This is a genomic window from Vibrio sp. E150_011 (assembly GCF_053544015.1).
This window is the reverse complement of sequence record NZ_JBHFOL010000001.1, coordinates 380745-398466: the sequence shown is the minus strand read 5'-3', so window position 1 is coordinate 398466 and position 17722 is coordinate 380745. Positions and strand designations below refer to the sequence as shown.

Genomic DNA, 17722 nt, shown 5'->3' with positions numbered 1-17722 from the left:
GCTGAGCGCTATGCGACACACTTTTTTCTTATCTGATTGATAAAAGGATAGAGGAAGGCAATACGACCGCAGTAGAACAAGGTAAAAGCAAACCATAATCCATGATTTCCCCATTCATCCACAGCAATAGTTTGTACGATAAGGAACAGGCACAAGGCTAGAACACTGGAGTCTCTTACTGGTTTTGTCGTACCCGTACCCGTGAAAATACCATACACGGTTAAACCGAACCCAGCGGCAAGCGGGAATAAAATTAACCAAGGTGTCATTTCCTGATAAAGATGAATGATGTTAGATAAATCAGTAAAGAGATAAACAAACCGCGTTTGAAATAGGAATGTTATTGCGGTGAGAACCACAATAAAGCCAGCCGTCCATTGCGTATTGAGCTTGAGCACTTGCTCGAGCATAGCGGGACTTTTTTGGCCAACTGCCTTACCTGCAAATACGCTGGAGGCATTAGCAATGCCATCAAACATATAGCTGATGATAAAGGTCAGCTGCATAAGAATAGCGTTGGTTGCGAGTACATCTGTACCCAACTGAGAACCCATCCTTGCCATCATATTAAAGAAAATCAATATACATACGGTCCGTAGTAATAAATCGGAATTTGAAGAGACAATGGTGGCAAAGTCTTGCTTTGTCATCTTCGTTGATTTTACTAATTCAGCCATGGGTATCGTATTGACTCTCATCACTAAGGTAATCCCGATGACGAAGGTCGTGATTTGAGCAATCAAGCTCGCGTAGGCAACACCAGCAACCCCTAGGTCGAAAGAAAGTACAAAAAGAAGGTTGAGGATGATATTTAGCACGTTACCAAAAACTTGGGTATACAAGGTTTCTTTTGCTTTCGCTTGTCCCATCAACCAGCCAATAATGGTGTAATTGAGTAAGACGAAGGGCGCACCAAAAATTAAAATACTGAAATACACATACGCTTGTTCCGCAACCACAGCTTCAGGTTCTACGGCCCACAGAGCAGCGTGCCAAATTAGCGGTTGTAGTACAATAAAGCATAATCCGATGATGGCAGACAGAATAAATGGACGCATTAAGCTGGTTGCTAATAGTCTTCGATCACCATTCCCCAAAGCCATAGCGCTTTGTCCAGTGGTACTGACGCGAAAGAATCCAAACAGCCAATATATGGTATTCATGACGACGGTACCGATGGCCACGCCACCAATAAGCTCAGCCATACCGAGTTGTCCAATCACAGCGGTGTCAACAGCGCCGAGTAACGGTTGTGTCACTGTTGAAATAACAAAGGGAAGTGCAATTTTGTAATAGTCTTTATGGGAGATAGTCATTAAAGGTACTGCTAGTGATAGAATAGTTGTAAAATGAGTAATGAAAATTATTATCATTGGTATTATTTTGCGATGATAACTTGCGTTCGACAATTTGTCATTAAGGAATAGGTAAGGTCCGCAGAGAATGACCTATTTAAGACAAAGTTTTAGCTAAGTTATTGCGTGAGTGATGCTTATAATATGATGCCGATGTAAGCTGATTTTAATCCTTGAACGAGGGTCAGGTTCTAGGTTGTAGTTTGCCGCTCGCCGTAAATCCGTTCTCTTAGTTCTCTTCGTTTTTGACTGAGAATTGTTCTAGCTGGTTGACAAATCCTGAGCGTGTAGCAAAATCCTTGCTACTTATTGCTCTGGTTATTACTCAAGGAACTCGATTAATGAAATACGACTGGATTCTTTTTGACGCTGACGAAACCATTTTCAACTTTGATTCCTTCTCTGGGATGCAGCTTATGTTTGAAAGGATGGGCGTTGATTTCACTCGTGATGACTATGCGGACTATCAACTCATTAATCAGCCTCTTTGGGTTGATTATCAAGATGGGAAAATTACGGCCGACCAACTAAAGCACATTCGCTTTGAAGGCTGGGCTGCAAAACTTGATACCACGCCCTTGGCATTAAACAGTGCGTTTTTAGAGGCGATGGTGGATATTTGCACGCTATTACCCGGCGCTCGTGAGCTAATGGATGCGTTGTCTGGTCATGCAAAACTGGGCATTGTTACCAATGGGTTTACCGAGTTACAAGCAATTCGCTTAGCGCGCATGGATATGACCCACTATTTCGAACACGTTGTTATTTCAGAAGAAGTAGGCATCGCTAAACCTGATTTAGGCATTTTTTCTCACGCAATGACGCTCATGGGTAACCCATGTAAAACACGCGTGTTAATGGTCGGGGATAACCCGCACTCAGATGTCTTAGGTGGGTTAAACTTTGGCATTGAGACGTGTTGGTTGAATACCAAAGGGCAAGAAAAACCTCATGGTATCGAGCCACATTATGAAGTCAGTTCACTGCAGCAACTGCAAGAGATTTTAATTGCGTAGCTTGATCAGGTGTTATCTTTTTGAATAGTCACGAATAGGTGGCTATCTTGTCTGCAATAAGCCAGTAAATACGATTAATCTTATGGGCTTTCTAACGCGGCGAGTTGGTAGAGGAGTCTAGAAAAAGGTCTCTTTTTAACTCGATTCAGAATAAGACATCTCAGAGCAGTAAACCCCTGTCGAAATAGAAAATAATGCCAGTGACTGATGAGCCACTGGCATTATTTTTAGCTTGATGGTGGTGAAGATCTAGGAAAAATCGAGCATTAGTGTTTGTTGGTCGCATGGTGTTCTTCAAGTGGAGAACTGCCTAGCGTGACACCGTTGATGGTCTCTCCATAGGCACTATTTTTACTGTGATACGTTTTCTTAGTTTCAGCCGTTGAGTTCTTATATCTAGGGTCTTGTGGTCTTTCGTGAGAGTTCATAAAAATTGCAACATCCCAAGCTTGTTGTGTCGTGAGCTGTATACTTTTCCCCAGGGGCATATTTTCATAGATAAACGCGGCAGACGTGGAGAATTTGTGCATGCCTGCACCCCAATTATAGCTATTGTCTCCCCAAAGTGGCGGTAACGATTTTATACCGGCGACTTCTTTACCTTGTCCATCTGCACCATGGCAAGCGGCACAATGCTTCTGAAATACCAGTTCGCCACGTTTATAGTCGGGTGTTAGCTCTGGCTTTGCCAATTGAGGAAAACCACGACCAGGCATTTTAGCCCTCGTATCTACGGTACTGCCTGCTTTATCTAGTGCTTTTTGCAATTCCGGATGAAACGGGAAATCATCGACTTTTCCGCCTGTTAGGAGCTGCTTATCAGAAACCTCTGGCACGGGCAGCCCTTTTAATCCATTCATGTTGTATAGCGTTGTAACGCCCAGCCAATAGGCGTACGCGGAAAAGTCGACAAGTACATCGCTATCAGTCGCTGGCATGACGCCATTCATTGAATAAATAAAGCAACCTTGGACTCGTTCTTGATAAGAGTTTACATGCTTGTTTTTTGAACGGTAAGCAGGGTAAGCAAAAAAGGAAGCGCCCATTGGTGCGGCATTGGGCAATCGACCTGATGACAAGTGGCAGTTAGTGCAGTTCTGTTCATTGAAAACATATTTGTCACGCATCCTTTGCGAGTTCGTCATAAATTGATATCCCCGTTTAACCTTTTCACCGAAAGGTGTGTCAGGGATTGTTGATAACTCATAAGGTACGTGGTTCTCACTCCCTTCGACCTTAGCCACCGACGGCAGATCGGGTTGTTTTTCTATTAAATCAGAGTGATCCGCGTAAGTTAGTAATGGAAACAGCAGCGTAAATAATGTCAGTATCGGCTTCATTTTTAGCTCCTATTTCATTTTTGAAAGGTAATTAGCAACGGCTTTTATCTCGTCGCTGGAGAGTTTGACAGCAATATTTTTCATCATATTGTCGTGGTCACCAGTACGTTTATTTTGTTGCCAGTCAAGTAATTGATTCTCTAGGTATGCTGCGTTTTGTCCAGCGAGGCGTGGAAAGTTATCCACCCCTAGAGTGTCGGTACCATGGCAGGTAACACATGAAGGGATTTGTCGTTGCCAGTCGCCTTGATTGACAAGACGGGCAGCAGGATCGTCGTAGATAACCTGAGCTCCTCGTGGAGAGATTTTGCTAAGAGGTGATGTTTGTTTGGCATAGTATTGCGATACGTCTTCAATGGACTTTTTATCTAACCTGACAACCATAGATTTCATCGTGGCATTTTGTCTTAGGCCACTTTGAAAATTATGCAGTTGGTTTTGAATGTAGTGTGCTGAGAGCCCTGCGAGCTTAGGTGCAACGTCCCCTTGGCCCTCTCCATTCTTACCGTGACAGGCAATACAACTTTCTGCAGCCGCTGGTATCTTGCTAAGACTGCTTGTATCTGTTGTTTGGCTTAATGGCGCTGACGGTTCAACCTTGTAATCCGTTTGAATGCTTCGCAGGTAAGCGCCAACGAGTAAGATTTGATTATCGCTAAAACGGGCATCAAAAGCAGGCATCTGATTGTTGAAGCCGGTAGCAATAGAATGATGTATCTCTTCTTTTGTCCCACCATGTAGCCAGACATCATCGGTCAAGTTCGCAGCGCCTATCGCTTGATTCCCTTTACCGTCCGGACCATGACAAGCGCTACAATTATCAACGAATAGAGCATTGGGCTCTTTTGCATTATTGATATTCATTACATAGTCGGTGAGTTCGGATATCTGAGGGTCGGTAAGCTGGGGCGACCAAGCGGGCATCATTCCGTGGCGACCATGAGTAATTGAGCTGATAATGTGTTGGTCATTCCCGCCATACAGCCAATCCTCATCGATCAAGTTAGGATAGTTATATTGCCCTTCTGCGGATTCAGTATGACAGGCTGCACAGTTATCTTTAAATAGTGATTCACCCGCATTAGTAAGATCTCTATTTTTTGCAAGTACCGTCAGAGGGGTGTTCGTGGGTGTTGCCAGTAGTTGAGCAATCTCGTGATCAGGGTTTTTGATATGACCATTGACGGAATCGTTTTCACCAGTCCAGTTGAGTACGCCTTTCCAAGATGCAATACCAGGGAATAGTAGTAAATAAACAAATGCCCCGATAAAAAAAGTGAGGTAGCCAAAAAATACGATACCAGGGATAGGCGCATCGTTTTCTTTAACACCGTCAAAAGTCATTAGGGTTTTGTTTTTGTCTGCCTGTTTATTTCGTCGATAGGGAGACACCACGACAGCAATCATGATAAGAAGGAATAGAATAGTAAAAAAGCTTGCCCAACCTAACCAGAAGTTACTCATTGTAAGTCCTTCTTATTCTTATGTGTATCAACACCCAAACTCATTAAATAGGCGACCAGTGCATCGCCCTTAGTTTTACCATTCACGGCTTGCTCGGCATTGGCTATCTCTTCATCACTATATGGCACACCCAGCTCACGCAATGCTTGCATCTTTTTAGCGGTAATGGAGCTGTCTACAGGTTGATCAAATAGCCAGATAAATGGCGGCATAATTGATTCAGGAACTAAACTTTGTGGATCTTTTAAATGTTGGATCTGCCAATCTTCTGTGTATTTCAAACCGATATTCGTTAGGTCGGGACCGATACGAGAGGAGCCCCATAGGAAAGTATGCTCGTAAATGTCATCTTCCATTTTGTTCGCTCGTCCGTAACGCAAACGCTCAGCTTCTAGGTTTCTGACCATTTGAGTATGGCAAACATGACACCCTTGAGACATATAGACATCACGTCCCTCTAGCTGGAGAGGGGAGTATGGTTTGGCATCGGTGATCTTTGCTAAATCGGGCGTTATAAAAAAACCGGGCAAGACCTAGACAACGAAAGAGAACGCAGCAACACCAAAGGAAATAACAATAAAAGCGACGACAGATTTAGTCATATTAAAACTCATCGTTTATCCCTCCACTGTTTTAGTTGAGACAGAATAGGCGGTTACGGTTTTGTAGAGGTTGTAGGCCATAATGAACATGCCAGAGACATAGAACGCCCCCCCTAGAAAGCGAATAAACATATAAGGTGAGATAAATCTAAGCGTATCTACAAAGCTATAGGTGAGAGCTCCAGTGTCTTCCTGAGCCTGCCACATTACGCCCTGAGCAATACCTGCAATCCATAGTGCGACAATGTAGAGAAGTATCCCAATACTGGCGAAATAGAAATGCATTTTGACCAATTTCATTGACCAGAGCTCAGATTTTCCAAACAGCTTTGGTATGAAGTAATAGAAGACGCCAATACAGCTCATGCCAACCCAACCCAGTGCACCGGAGTGAACGTGGCCGATGATCCAGTTAGTATTGTGAGCAATCATGTTAAACCAGCGAATTGCCAGTAGCGGTCCTTCTGCGGTTGATAGCGCGTAGTAGATGATCGACGATAGGAAAAACCAAAGGATATAATTTTCTTTTAGACGTATTTTATCGGCTGTTATCGTCCGGTACATATTGTACGCACCAGCCCAAGAAGGTAACCAAAGTAACAAGGACATCACGATTCCAATATTTTGAATCCAATCGGGAATAGAGGAATAAACCATGTGGTGAGTTCCTGCCCACGTATAGAACCCAATCAGCCCCCAGAAATTAATCATTGAAAGACGGTAGGAGTATATGGGCTGTCCAGTGACTTTGGGAATGATGTAGTAATTAATACCAATGATCGAAGCGGTTAATAAGAAACCAACAGCGTTATGTCCCCACCACCATTGAACCAGTGCGTCACTTGCGCCGGAAAAAATGGAGTATGATTTTGTTAGAGTGACGGGCAGTACGGCGTTGTTGACCACGAAGATCATGGTAATAATAATAATTACTGAGCCGAAAAACCAATTAGAGACAAAAATGTGTTTGGTTTTTTTGGTTGCTAAGGTGGCAAAAAATATATAAGCGTATAGCAGCCACATTGCGGCCATTAAGATATCGAGTGGCCACTCTAGCTCGGCATACTCTTTTGTTGACGTAAACCCTAAAGGAAGCGTGATATAACCTAAAACTAATAAAACCTGCCAACCATAAAATAGAATCCAAGCGAGTTTTTTTGAGACTAGTTTTGTTTCAGATGTGGTGCAAACGACATAGAGAGATACACCCATTAAGATATTGCAGATGAGCCCGAAAATGACGCCGTTAGTATGTAGCGGTCTTAGACGCCCAAACTGAATAAATTCAGAACTAAAGTTGAGCTGAGGCCAGTAAAGCTGCGCTGCGAGAGAAACACCGATGAGCATTGCAGCAATGCCCCAAAATAAAGCCGCAAACATAAAGGCCTTAATTACCCTAGTTTCTTGCACCATAAATATCCCTAATTATGAATCGTAATGTTTTTACGTTGGTCGTAGCGTCAATGCGACATCCATAATTAGAGATTAGTCCATTTCAATTAATTATCAGATTTTATTTATCAAATAGTATTGATGAACTTGGAGCCATCTTCTGGCTAAATGTTGTTCATCATACTAAGAGTACGCCCTACTTATTTCTGACGTTATCAGTAGATACGCACCCGATAAAAACGTTAGTGGTCGATAGTTCAATCGCGGGTAATAGAGGAATATCACAGTTGAAACGTGTCGTATGGCTTCATTGTTCTAGGAAGGTAGCTCACGTAGTGGTTACAAAAAATTATGTTTGCATGAAATAATTGAAGTTAATTGATTTTCTTCTTTCCTAAATTGTTTTGGTGTTTTGTTATAAGCCAAGCGGAATTGTTTAGCAAAATAAGCTGAGCAGTTAAAACCGCATTGGTTTGAAATATCGGTAATCGATTGAGTGCTATTCAGTAGCAGGGTGGTTGCCTTCCGCAGTCGGTAGTGGAGTAAATATTGATTGGGGGTACACTTAAGCGTTTTCTTGAATAGCCTATAACATTCACTTTCACTAATGGCGGCCGCTTTACTGATGCTACCTACCGACAGGTTGCCATCGTAATTGCAGTGAATATAACTCAGTAAAGAGTGAATACGTTGTTCACCAATTGACGATACGCCGTGTTTAGACAAAATGGTAGGTTCATGATGACAAAGCTGTTGCCAAGTCTTCATGAGTGCGGCGGTCATTATGATTTCATAACCCATAATGTTTTGTTGCCAGGCTTGGAATGCCTGCCGCATTTCCTGGATAATTTTGGAGTGCCAATGGTGGCTGTCGTCGAATACATAGCAAAAAAATTCAGGGTTGTTGATAACGGGGTAGACGTACTTCTTATACACGCGACCAAAATCCACACCGCCCAATATTTGTGGCTTAAACAGGACATTTAGAATGTGGCAATCTGTGTCACCGTGGTTAGTCAATTTATGTAACATCCCCGCATTAATCAGCACCATCTCACCTGTATTGACAATGGTGCTGGCGCCAATATATTCGAGAGTGGTACTTCCTTCTAATACTAACACAACCTCAATTTCATCATGCCAGTGCCATGGGACTTCACCATTGATAAACTCAGAGAAACGTTCGTCGTAGAAAGCGCAAGGAAAGTCATCGGAGCCATGAATCGTTAACTCTCGACCTTCTTTATTTGTTTCAATATTATAGATCTGCATGATGATGAATTTGGTAGGATAATTATAATTTATAGTAGCATAAGTATAGAGTTAACCAATATTTGAGAGTATTTTATCAAATATTGATTTTTGTGTGACTTGTTCTGTTTAGTGAAAACTCTATGTTGCTTCTTCTTGCGATTATTTATTTAGCGTTTATTAGTCTCGGTCTTCCCGATGCTGTTTTAGGCTCATCATGGCCAGTGATGAGTCAGGACCTCAATTCAACCTTGGAATTTGCGGGCATTATCTCCCTCATCATCAGCGCCGGCACTGTGTGTTCGAGCTTGATGGCAACCCGGCTTATTCATCGTTTTGGTACTGGTAAAGTCGTGGCATTCAGCGTGTTGATGACGGCTTGTGCCTTGCTTGGCTTTACGTTTGTTCATCATGCCCTCGCGTTAGTGATATTGGCGGTGCCATTAGGTATTGGAGCGGGCGCGGTGGATGCAGCGTTAAATAACTTTGTCGCCTTGCACTACAAATCTAAGCACATGAATTATCTTCATTCTTTTTGGGGTGTAGGGGCGACGGCTGGTCCGCTTATTATGGCCACATACTTGAGTTTGAATAATGGGTGGCGCGAAGGTTATACCACCATTGCTATGATTCAATTTGTGCTAGTGATTGTTTTGTTCTCGACGCTACCCTTGTGGAAAAAAGCCATGAGTATGACGCAGCTGAATCGAGCAGAGTCGAGTGAAAGTTTGGACGACCATTCGCTGATAACTAACCGTCAAGCCGTGAATATTGATGGCGTCAAGCTTCAATTGTTGCTGTTTTTTTGTTATTGCGCCTTAGAAGCGGGGACGGGATTGTGGGCGGCCAGTTACCTAGCCATTGATAAAGGAATGTCTCCAGCGGACGCCGCATTTTGGACGGCAATGTATTACTTAGGGATTACCGCGGGGCGCTTTGTGTGTGGCATGCTCGCAGACCATGTTAAAGAAGAGTCGCTGATTCGTGGTGGCTTAATAATGATAATGGTTGGGGTAGTAGGACTTATCGTTCCGATTCCAGACGTGATGACGCCAATGAGTTTAATCGTTATTGGCGTTGGCTGTGCTCCTATCTACCCAAACACCATACATCTGACGCCAAAACGATTTGGTAAACGCGCCTCACAAGCCATTATTAGCTTAACGATGGCAACAGCGTACGTTGGCACCACCGTTGTACCGCCAGTTATTGGTGCTGTCGTCGCGACATTCTCGTTTACGTATTTTCCGGGTATTTTATTGGCGTTGAGCATCACAATGTTTGTGATGAGTGAGCGATTAGTGAAGAGAAGTCATTGCCAAGAGCGGTGTTCATCAACGACGTCGTCGGAATGGTAGCGAGAACGACAAATCCTGAATTGGTGACCGTCACCGCATAAGACTAGATTAAGAATAGAAAGGTGGATAAATAAATTGAATAAATCACAACTAGAGAAACAACAAGACCAATGGGATCACCCGCACTTAGGTGAGCTTGTCCTAAGCACTCAACAAATCGAGGAGGGCGTTGAGATTGTAGCCACAAAGCTAAACAAACAATTTACTAATGCTGTTGTCATTAGCGTTGTGCCTGGTGGGATTATTTATACTGCCGACTTGGTCAGAAAACTAACGTTTGAGGTTAGTCTTGATTATATCTCATGTCCTCATACGCCTGGAGACAGAAACAACACATCGGATATCGTTTATCACAATAATATTGATCTGACAGATCGACATGTCATTGTGGTTGATGATGCGATTGAATCTGGCGGTACAATGAAGCGGCTGATTCAGCACTTAGCGGATAATTATGAGGTTAAGTCGCTGTCAATTGCCACACTGTTTGTTAAGCCGAGTCGAGTCTTTATTGATGCCACTCAGTATTTTGCTTACGAAATGACAAACGATGACCTTTTGGTTGGTTACGGTCTTCCTTGGAACGACAAGCTGAGAAATGTTCCCTATATCTCTAAAGTCGTAAAATGAGTCTGCAGTGATGTGGTCAAGATATTGATGACATCACTTCTTATGACGATGACGGCTCGATGCTCATCTTCACTTAGCCTACGAGTCTCTTATTGTTCATTCTCATTGGTTTAATATCAATAAGTTAAATCATGTCTCTATATTTCCCTTAATTACATACGATCGTTTTGCGTCTTTTTTCTCTTTATTTCGTCTTATTAGTATAAAACGACTTAGACTGGAGAAACCCCTTGCCTTACTCAAAACCTAACGCTTTACCAGATTCATTGACGGCGTTCAACGTCACGCCGAGCCGCACTGATATTGCCGATAAATTTATCAAGCATGATGAAAACATGCTTAGTCAAATTTATGGCAGTCAAGAGGTTGTGCCTTATTGGATTGCCGATATGGATTTTCCGATTGCACCGCCTATAACACAAGCGATGCAACAATTGGTAAGTCGTGAAACCTACTCGTATGAATTTGACTCTAAAACGGTATTCCAAGCGATTTCTGCATGGAATAAAGATCGTCATGGCATCACGCTTAACTCCGACCATTTTGTCCAAGTTCCAGGTGTGCTGAGTGCAATCGCATTATTGATCCGTGATTTCACTAACGAAGGTGACGGGGTGCTAATCCAAACTCCGGTTTATCATCAGTTTCGTCGACTCATAGAGTCTGCTGGTCGCCAAGCAGTGAATAACACATTGAAGGTGGAAGATGGTCGTTATGTGATTGATTTTGAGGACTTCGAAACGAAATTGCAAAGCGGAAAAGTGAAAATGGTACTGCTTTGCAATCCTCATAATCCAGTCGGTCGTGTATGGACAAAAGACGAGTTAGTGCGCTTGACCTCAATCGCGAAAAAATATCAGGTTATTATTATTAGCGACGAGGTGCACGGGGACATCGTGTTTGATGGAGCAACGTTTACCAGCATGACAACATTAGGCTATGACAAGAGTTTAACCATCATTGGTTCACCAGCGAAAAACTTTGGCTTAAATAGCTTATCAAACGGTTACATATACAGCGACAATGAGTTGCTGCGAGATAAGATTAAAGCAACCGTAGCCTCTATGTCTCTTGATCACGGTAATGTCTTTACCACGTATGCAACGGTTGCGGCTTACCAGCATGGTAAGGCTTGGTTTGATGCGTTTTTGGTCTATACGCAAAATACTCGCAATTGGATTGTATCCTTTATGTCTAACCAGCTGCCCCTCGTCAAGGTGTTTGTGCCTGAGGGAACCAACCAGATCTGGTTTGATTTTTCTGATTTACGATTAGACTCACAATCACTAAAGGCATTATTGACGAAGGAAGCAAAGCTAGCCCTTACTCCGGGGGCTTGGTTTGGTGAGCCTGATGAGAACTTCTATCGGATGAATTTTGCTTCTCCCTTAGATCAAATTCAAGCGTCTCTAGCGCTTTTAGAGTCCGCCATCAATCGCCTTGGGCCCGGTGCGACAACACAATTATCACCGACGTTAAAAACTGAAGAGTAGAACACCAATGGCACAGAGTATTACCAGGGGGATCGCCTCGCTCACCGAAGAAGCACGACGCTCTGTCATTGATCTGTCGATTGATGACGCTAAAACCCTATTTAACGACGAGCGTTATGTCTTCGTTGATGTACGAGAAGCCTTGGAGAGAAAAAAGTTAGGCTTGATTCCTGGGGCATTTACTTGTCCTCGAGGAATGTTGGAGTTTTTGATTGACCCTGCATGCCGTGCACACAACGAGGTTTTTAATCAAGATAAAACCTACGTATTTTATTGTGCTCATGGGCTACGCTCTCTTTATGCCGCGCGGTTGGCGCAAGAGATGGGACTCAGCCCTGTGATGAATCTGGCTGGCGGTTTTGCACAATGGTTAGAAAAGGGTGGGCAGTTTGAAAACGAACACTAAATAAAACATGCTTAACGCCTGACCAATATTCTAGCGGGTTAGGCGTTACATTCATCGAGTGATGATGGTAGTCAATTACAATTCTGGTATTATAGAAATATAATTTTTGAATGATTAAATAAGCGGGCAATAAGATATGTTAACGCAATGGTTGGAGCATCATGATCAACTACGAGGCTATATTGTAAAGCAGATGAAAAGCCCCGATGTCGCCGATGATATCTTGCAAGATGTTTACCTTAAAGCCAGCCAAAAACAACATCAACTTAAGTCCCAAGATCATTTGAAAAGCTGGTTGTTTCGTATTACTCACAACGCGATCATGGACTTCTATCGGTCCCAGCAAATACATGATGAACTGAATGATGAACATGCGGAGGAAGAACTCACTGTTGTACAAACTAACCTCCAGGAAGTCGGCCAGTGTTTGCGTCCAATACTTGAGTGCTTGCCAGAAAAATATCGCATACCAATGGTGTTATCTGAGCTTGAAGGACTTTCTCAGCAGCAAGTTGCCGACCAGCTCGAGCTATCCTTATCTGCAACGAAAAGTCGCATACAACGGGGCCGTGTGAAGCTAAAAGATATCTTGATCGATTATTGCAACATGGAAGTTGGTCGAGAGGGCATTATTGATTTTCACCCAGAACCTGAATGTAAGCATCTACTTTTGGCAAATGATGGCCTCCACCATATTAGTGCGCGTTATTAGTGTGCATGCGTAATAGCCTGCTTTTTTGCCTGCCGATATAAATACGTGATTACGTTGTACTGCACTGCTTATAAGCCTAGCGTGTAAGTATTGACTCCCTTAATTTATCATTGACCGCAGGACATGTGTGTTTTTCACGGTAGGGGAAGCAGTGCTTTTAGGCTGATAATATTTCATACTATTGAGGTTGATTATCATTGAAGGACAGGGCACTGTACTCTAACCATCTCATTAACAAAGGATTGATCGATGATAGCTAAAGTAATTCTTACTGCACTTGTGGCGCTGATTGCCTATATGGTTTACAAAAATAATACAACGCCGTCTTACTTAGGGGTTAATGATGGACAGTTTGCACCTATGCCAACGACGCCTAATGCGGTCTCGACTCAAACCAGTGATGTAGAAAAAAAAGTTGAGCCCCTTATTTTTTCAGATAAGAGTCATGCAAAAAATAGTGTCGCAATGGTATTGGATAAAATGGGTAACAATGAGGTTGTGGTCGATTCAGGTGACTATATGCACGTGATTTTTACCACCCCTACTATGAAATTTCACGACGACCTTGAACTCTATTTTGATACTGAAAGCAATACGCTGCAGTATCGTTCTCAATCACGTACAGGCTACAGTGATAAAGGACTCAACAGAAACCGCTATAGCGAATTTTCGCAGCGGTTTACCGAGGCAGAAAGCCAGGAATAGCGGCTCGCATACGGCGCCGTGCCGGCTTAGCAATCGACATCAAGTCGCTTTGAGACGACATAGCCTTGAAGCCTACTATCCTTGAAGCATATTGGTCTTGAAGCTGGATGGTTTTGAAACTAGGTGGCGTTGACGTTTATTAGTATTTGATCTAAATAGCATCGCTTGAGTATGTTTGAACGTAAAAAATCGACTCGCTGATTACAGTTAGTCGATTTTTATTATTTTATTTATCAATGAGGTAAGGCAAGGCTTACTTAAAGAATGATCCGTCTAGTAGACCGGTGACGGGTTAATTATCCGCCCAGTTGAACTTACTCTCGTCTACGCCGTCTTTTGCTTCTTTTAAGCGCTCTTGTCTGAAGTTTTCTTCACTGCGAGCAGCATCAATTTCCTGCATGATCGCGGCAAGATCTGCTTCAACATTATTCTCTTGAACTTTTCCGGTTAATTCCGTTTCTGGTGTCAGTTCGCCTTTTTCGTACAATGCCCACATTTCTTTGGCATATTCAGTCGTGCTTAATTCTGGGGCAAATTGGCTGTAATAGTCGCGGATGTTGTTGACATCACGCGTCAACATCCATTCTGCATTGTTATTCGCAGACGCGTCGACAGCCTGAGGTAAATCAATTATAACGGGACCATATTCATCGACCAAAACGTTGAACTCTGACAAATCACCGTGGATAAGGCCGACACACAGCATTTTAACCACATAATTCATCATAACATCATGGTCTTCAATGGCTTGCTCAGCGGGCATCACAACATCGTTGAGTCGTGGGGCAACGTAACCCTCGTCATCGGTGACCAATTCCATCAATAACACGCCGTCAAAACAACCGTAAGGAACGGGTACACGTACGCCTGCTTCAGCAAGCTTGTACAACGCATCAACTTCGGCACTTTGCCAAACTTTTTCTTGCTGCTCGCGTCCAAACCCAGAGCCTTTTTCCATCGCACGTGCGCGCCGACTGTTACGGACCTTGCGGCCTTCTCTGTAGGCGGAGGCCTTCTTAAAGCTTCGCTGGCTAGCTTCTTTATACACTTTAGCGCAGCGGATCGTGTCGCCACACCGCACAATGTACACCGATGCTTCTTTGCCACTCATTAACTGGCTCTTCACCTCGTCGACGAGACCATCGTCAACCAGAGGCTGTATTCGTTTAGGTATTTTCATCGCATCGTTATACCTTAATTGACGGTGAAATGTCATGCTAAGTTCGAAAATAAAGCGCAAATAACGCTGGAAACTGAAATGGCTGGTGAAAACCGACTTTGAATAAGCACGTTGTTTGACTCATTTATATATTATCTGCGCCTTTGACCTAGATTGATTTGCCAATCCCTCTTCTCGCTTCTATGTTTTTAAACAGTACTCTCTATTGTTCTATTCTAAGTATTCATACGTACAACAGGCTTAGGATGAGTCGAAGCGTGCAGTTTTTACTGCACTGATGATAGCAACACTTTGATTTTAATTATGTTTAATTTTACACGACTCGATCAAAGGAAAATTACGCGTGGTAGCGCAAGTAACACAACGTGCCATATAAGGAATTGTGTCATGGTAAGAAGCACGCTTCATCGTTTAACCCGAATATCTATTTTAGTTACTTTTTTTATTTCGCCCTACGTTTTTGCCGACGAAAAATTTGATCTTGGTGAACAAAAAGCCAAAGTATGCATGACGTGCCATGGTGAAGGCGGTATTTCCAGTATCGAATCCTACCCAAATCTGAGAGGTCAGAAAATGGCTTACCTCATCACCTCTTTGAAAAGTTATCAATCCAGAGAGCGCTCTGCTGGCCTTGCGGTTTTAATGCAGCAACAAGCCGATGCACTGTCGGACAGCGATATTTCAGATATTGCCTATTACTACTCCATGCTCGGTTCTAAAGTACACGAGTCTACTAATAGCAAGGCCGACACAGTTAAATAAGAACAGTGTTTACAGGGAGCTCTGACATGGAAGATGCGTCAACGCAGTTTAACGTAAAAGTCGTCAAATATTTTGTTGTTGCCTCTGTGGTATGGGCAATTGTTGGCATGTTTATTGGGGTAGTGCTTGCTGCTCAATTATACTGGCCGGTGTTGAATTTCGACTCTGAATACATTCAGTTTGGCCGCTTGCGCCCATTGCACACTTCAGGTGTGATTTATGGTTTTGTCGTCAATATTCTTATGGGTACCTCACTCTATATCGCCCAACGAACTGGGCAATGTGGTCTATACAATAAAAGTTTGGCTTGGATGGTATTTTGGGGCTGGCAGTTAGTTCTGTTGTTGGCGGTGTTGACGCTGCCGATGGGTTACACCACTTCAAAAGAATACGCTGAATTAGAGTGGCCAATTGATTTATTGATAGTGTTGGTTTGGGTGCTGTACGCGGTGTTATTTTTTGGCACAATCGGGCAAAGAAAAGTGCAACACATCTTCGTAGCAAACTGGTTTTTTGCTGCCTTCATTATTGTCGTAGCGATGATTTTTGTTGTTAATAACCTGGCTATGCCCGCTTCATTTATGAAGTCTTATTCGGTGTTTGCGGGTGCTCAAGATGCCATTGTTCAATGGTGGTGGGGCCACAACGCCGTTGGGTTCTTGCTGACGGCGGGCGTGATTGGTATGAACTACTATTTCATACCGAAAATATCAGAAAGACCTATTTATTCTTATCGACTGTCTATCATCCACTTCTGGGGATTAGTAGGTTTCTACACCTGGGCTGGGACACATCATCTTATCTATTCTTCCGTACCCATCTGGGTTCAAAATATTGGTATCGTCATGTCATTGATTTTATGGCTGCCTTCTTGGGGGGGGGCATTCAACAGCGCCATGACATTGCTACAAAATAAGGAAAAGCTCAAAACTGACTACATCATGCTTTTCTTCTTTTCTGCCATTCTTTACTACTGTTTAGCGACATTTGAAGGGCCGTTGCTCGCCATTCGTTGGTTCAATATGGTCGCTCATAATACGGAATGGATCATTGGGCATGTTCATTCTGGCGCATTAGGTTGGGTTGGAATGTCGGGCATCGCTGTTTTCTATTACTTCATACCAAGACTGTGGGGGAAAGAAGCATTGTGGTCGAGGCGTTTGATCAAATGGCATTTCTGGCTCGCACATGCAGGGGTGGCGATTTATGCCATTGCATTGTGGGTAGCTGGAATTGGAGAAGGCTACATGTGGCTAGCACAAAGCGAGAATGGCGCGTTATTGTACAGCTTTGTTGAGGCTATGGACTTCAAAGCACCATGGTTATTCTTACGCTTCTTCGGTGGGGCCTTGTTTGTACTCGGCTTATTGTTGATGGCATTTAACTTATATAAAACAGTCCGCTCTGCAGCGGTGCCTGTAGCAAAGGAGGCATAAGATGACGGCTGATTTTACTAAGTCTGTTGGCATTCTCATTGTAACCACTGTTGTGGTGGCCTCTTTCTCGCTGCTCGTTTGGGTTGTACCAAATATTGTGAGAGGACCGGAGATTGCAAAAGGTAGCATGGCATTACCATTAACGGCGATTCAAGTAGCGGGGCGAGATATTTACATTAGCGAAGGTTGTCATGTTTGCCACACGCAAATGGTTCGTCCTCTTGATCCTGAAACCAAGCGAAATGGTCGCGCTAACAAAGAATCTGATGATATCTACGAGTTCCCGAATCTTTGGGGTTCGAAGCGTACTGGACCAGATTTAACCAATATGGGTCGCAAATATTCTGACCAATGGCACACCATTCATTTGATCAATCCTCGTCAAGTGGTTCCTACCTCTATCATGCCGTCATATCCATGGCTGTTTGAACAGAAATTGTCTGGTGATGATATTACTGGGAAGATGGAAACGCTTCGCACGCTGGGCGTTCCTTATACTGATGATGATATTGCCGATGCTCGATTGCAAGTTCGTGGCAAAACGAAGGGCGAAGCATTGATTCACTATCTGCAAAGCCTAGGCGTTGATACCTCAGAGGGGGCGTTGTGATGGACAGCAA

The 17722-nt window shown here is 43.3% G+C and carries 16 protein-coding genes and 1 pseudogene; 10 read left to right on the top strand and 7 right to left on the bottom strand.

Annotated features, from left to right (window positions below):
• Positions 1-8: 8 nt before the first annotated feature.
• Positions 9-1316: an MATE family efflux transporter gene (locus tag ACE1OE_RS01625; RefSeq protein ID WP_449209871.1), complete on the bottom strand. Its 1308-nt coding sequence runs from the start codon at positions 1314-1316 to the stop codon at positions 9-11.
• Positions 1317-1696: 380 nt separating this feature from the next.
• On the opposite strand from ACE1OE_RS01625, the gene yjjG reads away from it, so the two are divergent.
• Complete coding sequence (gene yjjG, locus ACE1OE_RS01620) at positions 1697-2371, top strand: pyrimidine 5'-nucleotidase (RefSeq protein ID WP_372060090.1); 675 nt, start codon at positions 1697-1699, stop codon at positions 2369-2371.
• Between the two features lie 266 nt (positions 2372-2637).
• On the opposite strand, the gene ACE1OE_RS01615 is transcribed toward yjjG, so the two are convergent.
• The 5 genes and pseudogenes from ACE1OE_RS01615 to ACE1OE_RS01595 form a co-directional block, all read right to left on the bottom strand.
• Positions 2638-3711 (bottom strand): c-type cytochrome, encoded by a 1074-nt coding sequence (locus ACE1OE_RS01615; protein ID WP_449209870.1) that lies wholly within the window; start codon positions 3709-3711, stop codon positions 2638-2640.
• A 9-nt stretch (positions 3712-3720) separates the two neighbouring features.
• Positions 3721-5175 carry a cytochrome-c oxidase, cbb3-type subunit III gene (ccoP, locus tag ACE1OE_RS01610; protein ID WP_449209869.1) on the bottom strand — a complete coding sequence of 485 codons (1455 nt, stop codon included), beginning with the start codon at positions 5173-5175 and terminating at the stop codon, positions 3721-3723.
• Positions 5172-5789, bottom strand: a pseudogene (locus ACE1OE_RS01605) (cbb3-type cytochrome c oxidase subunit II). The gene ccoP and the pseudogene ACE1OE_RS01605 overlap by 4 nt, the downstream one beginning before the upstream one ends.
• Before the next feature lie 3 nt (positions 5790-5792).
• A complete protein-coding gene (locus tag ACE1OE_RS01600) occupies positions 5793-7190 on the bottom strand; it encodes a cbb3-type cytochrome c oxidase subunit I (protein WP_449209868.1) in 1398 nt (465 codons plus the stop codon).
• 318 nt (positions 7191-7508) lie between these two features.
• Positions 7509-8441: an AraC family transcriptional regulator gene (locus ACE1OE_RS01595; protein WP_449209867.1), complete on the bottom strand. Its 933-nt coding sequence runs from the start codon at positions 8439-8441 to the stop codon at positions 7509-7511.
• 122 nt (positions 8442-8563) lie between these two features.
• Here ACE1OE_RS01595 and ACE1OE_RS01590 point away from each other — a divergent pair, with 122 nt between their 5' ends.
• The 6 genes from ACE1OE_RS01590 (at position 8564) to ACE1OE_RS01565 (ending at position 13724) form a co-directional block, all read left to right on the top strand.
• A complete protein-coding gene (locus ACE1OE_RS01590; protein ID WP_449209866.1) occupies positions 8564-9778 on the top strand; it encodes an MFS transporter in 1215 nt (404 codons plus the stop codon).
• A 75-nt stretch (positions 9779-9853) separates the two neighbouring features.
• Positions 9854-10408, top strand: coding sequence for a phosphoribosyltransferase (locus tag ACE1OE_RS01585; RefSeq protein WP_449209865.1), 555 nt, complete (start codon positions 9854-9856; stop codon positions 10406-10408).
• A gap of 266 nt (positions 10409-10674) precedes the next feature.
• A complete protein-coding gene (locus ACE1OE_RS01580) occupies positions 10675-11901 on the top strand; it encodes a MalY/PatB family protein (RefSeq protein WP_449210100.1) in 1227 nt (408 codons plus the stop codon).
• Positions 11902-11908: 7 nt separating this feature from the next.
• The gene (locus ACE1OE_RS01575; protein WP_449209864.1) at positions 11909-12307 is read left to right on the top strand and encodes a rhodanese-like domain-containing protein; all 399 of its coding nucleotides are present in this window, start codon (positions 11909-11911) and stop codon (positions 12305-12307) included.
• A 136-nt stretch (positions 12308-12443) separates the two neighbouring features.
• Entirely contained in the window at positions 12444-13019 is a 576-nt protein-coding gene (sigZ, locus tag ACE1OE_RS01570) for an RNA polymerase sigma factor SigZ (RefSeq protein ID WP_449209863.1), read from the top strand.
• 249 nt (positions 13020-13268) lie between these two features.
• The gene (locus tag ACE1OE_RS01565) at positions 13269-13724 is read left to right on the top strand and encodes a DUF1499 domain-containing protein (protein WP_449209862.1); all 456 of its coding nucleotides are present in this window, start codon (positions 13269-13271) and stop codon (positions 13722-13724) included.
• A 292-nt stretch (positions 13725-14016) separates the two neighbouring features.
• On the opposite strand, the gene ACE1OE_RS01560 is transcribed toward ACE1OE_RS01565, so the two are convergent.
• Positions 14017-14904 (bottom strand): PA4780 family RIO1-like protein kinase, encoded by an 888-nt coding sequence (locus tag ACE1OE_RS01560; protein WP_372060081.1) that lies wholly within the window; start codon positions 14902-14904, stop codon positions 14017-14019.
• A gap of 387 nt (positions 14905-15291) precedes the next feature.
• On the opposite strand from ACE1OE_RS01560, the gene ACE1OE_RS01555 reads away from it, so the two are divergent.
• From ACE1OE_RS01555 to ACE1OE_RS01545, 3 genes are read left to right on the top strand one after another with little or no spacing between them, the layout of a single operon-like run.
• Positions 15292-15666 carry a c-type cytochrome gene (locus ACE1OE_RS01555; RefSeq protein WP_449209861.1) on the top strand — a complete coding sequence of 125 codons (375 nt, stop codon included), beginning with the start codon at positions 15292-15294 and terminating at the stop codon, positions 15664-15666.
• Between the two features lie 26 nt (positions 15667-15692).
• Positions 15693-17102 (top strand): cytochrome-c oxidase, cbb3-type subunit I, encoded by a 1410-nt coding sequence (ccoN, locus tag ACE1OE_RS01550; RefSeq protein WP_449209860.1) that lies wholly within the window; start codon positions 15693-15695, stop codon positions 17100-17102.
• A 1-nt stretch (position 17103) separates the two neighbouring features.
• Positions 17104-17712 carry a cbb3-type cytochrome c oxidase subunit II gene (locus tag ACE1OE_RS01545; protein WP_372060079.1) on the top strand — a complete coding sequence of 203 codons (609 nt, stop codon included), beginning with the start codon at positions 17104-17106 and terminating at the stop codon, positions 17710-17712.
• Positions 17713-17722: the final 10 nt, after the last annotated feature.

Excerpts from the sequence above, each read along its gene's own strand:
- ACE1OE_RS01625 (WP_449209871.1), bottom strand. The coding sequence starts at position 1,316 with ATGACTATCTCCCATAAAGACTATTACAAAATTGCACTTCCCTTTGTT.
- yjjG (WP_372060090.1), top strand. The coding sequence starts at position 1,697 with ATGAAATACGACTGGATTCTTTTTGACGCTGACGAAACCATTTTCAAC.
- ACE1OE_RS01615 (WP_449209870.1), bottom strand. The coding sequence starts at position 3,711 with ATGAAGCCGATACTGACATTATTTACGCTGCTGTTTCCATTACTAACT.
- ccoP (WP_449209869.1), bottom strand. The coding sequence starts at position 5,175 with ATGAGTAACTTCTGGTTAGGTTGGGCAAGCTTTTTTACTATTCTATTC.
- ACE1OE_RS01600 (WP_449209868.1), bottom strand. The coding sequence starts at position 7,190 with ATGGTGCAAGAAACTAGGGTAATTAAGGCCTTTATGTTTGCGGCTTTA.
- ACE1OE_RS01595 (WP_449209867.1), bottom strand. The coding sequence starts at position 8,441 with ATGCAGATCTATAATATTGAAACAAATAAAGAAGGTCGAGAGTTAACG.
- ACE1OE_RS01590 (WP_449209866.1), top strand. The coding sequence starts at position 8,564 with ATGTTGCTTCTTCTTGCGATTATTTATTTAGCGTTTATTAGTCTCGGT.
- ACE1OE_RS01575 (WP_449209864.1), top strand. The coding sequence starts at position 11,909 with ATGGCACAGAGTATTACCAGGGGGATCGCCTCGCTCACCGAAGAAGCA.
- sigZ (WP_449209863.1), top strand. The coding sequence starts at position 12,444 with ATGTTAACGCAATGGTTGGAGCATCATGATCAACTACGAGGCTATATT.
- ACE1OE_RS01565 (WP_449209862.1), top strand. The coding sequence starts at position 13,269 with ATGATAGCTAAAGTAATTCTTACTGCACTTGTGGCGCTGATTGCCTAT.
- ACE1OE_RS01560 (WP_372060081.1), bottom strand. The coding sequence starts at position 14,904 with ATGAAAATACCTAAACGAATACAGCCTCTGGTTGACGATGGTCTCGTC.
- ACE1OE_RS01555 (WP_449209861.1), top strand. The coding sequence starts at position 15,292 with ATGGTAAGAAGCACGCTTCATCGTTTAACCCGAATATCTATTTTAGTT.
- ccoN (WP_449209860.1), top strand. The coding sequence starts at position 15,693 with ATGGAAGATGCGTCAACGCAGTTTAACGTAAAAGTCGTCAAATATTTT.
- ACE1OE_RS01545 (WP_372060079.1), top strand. The coding sequence starts at position 17,104 with ATGACGGCTGATTTTACTAAGTCTGTTGGCATTCTCATTGTAACCACT.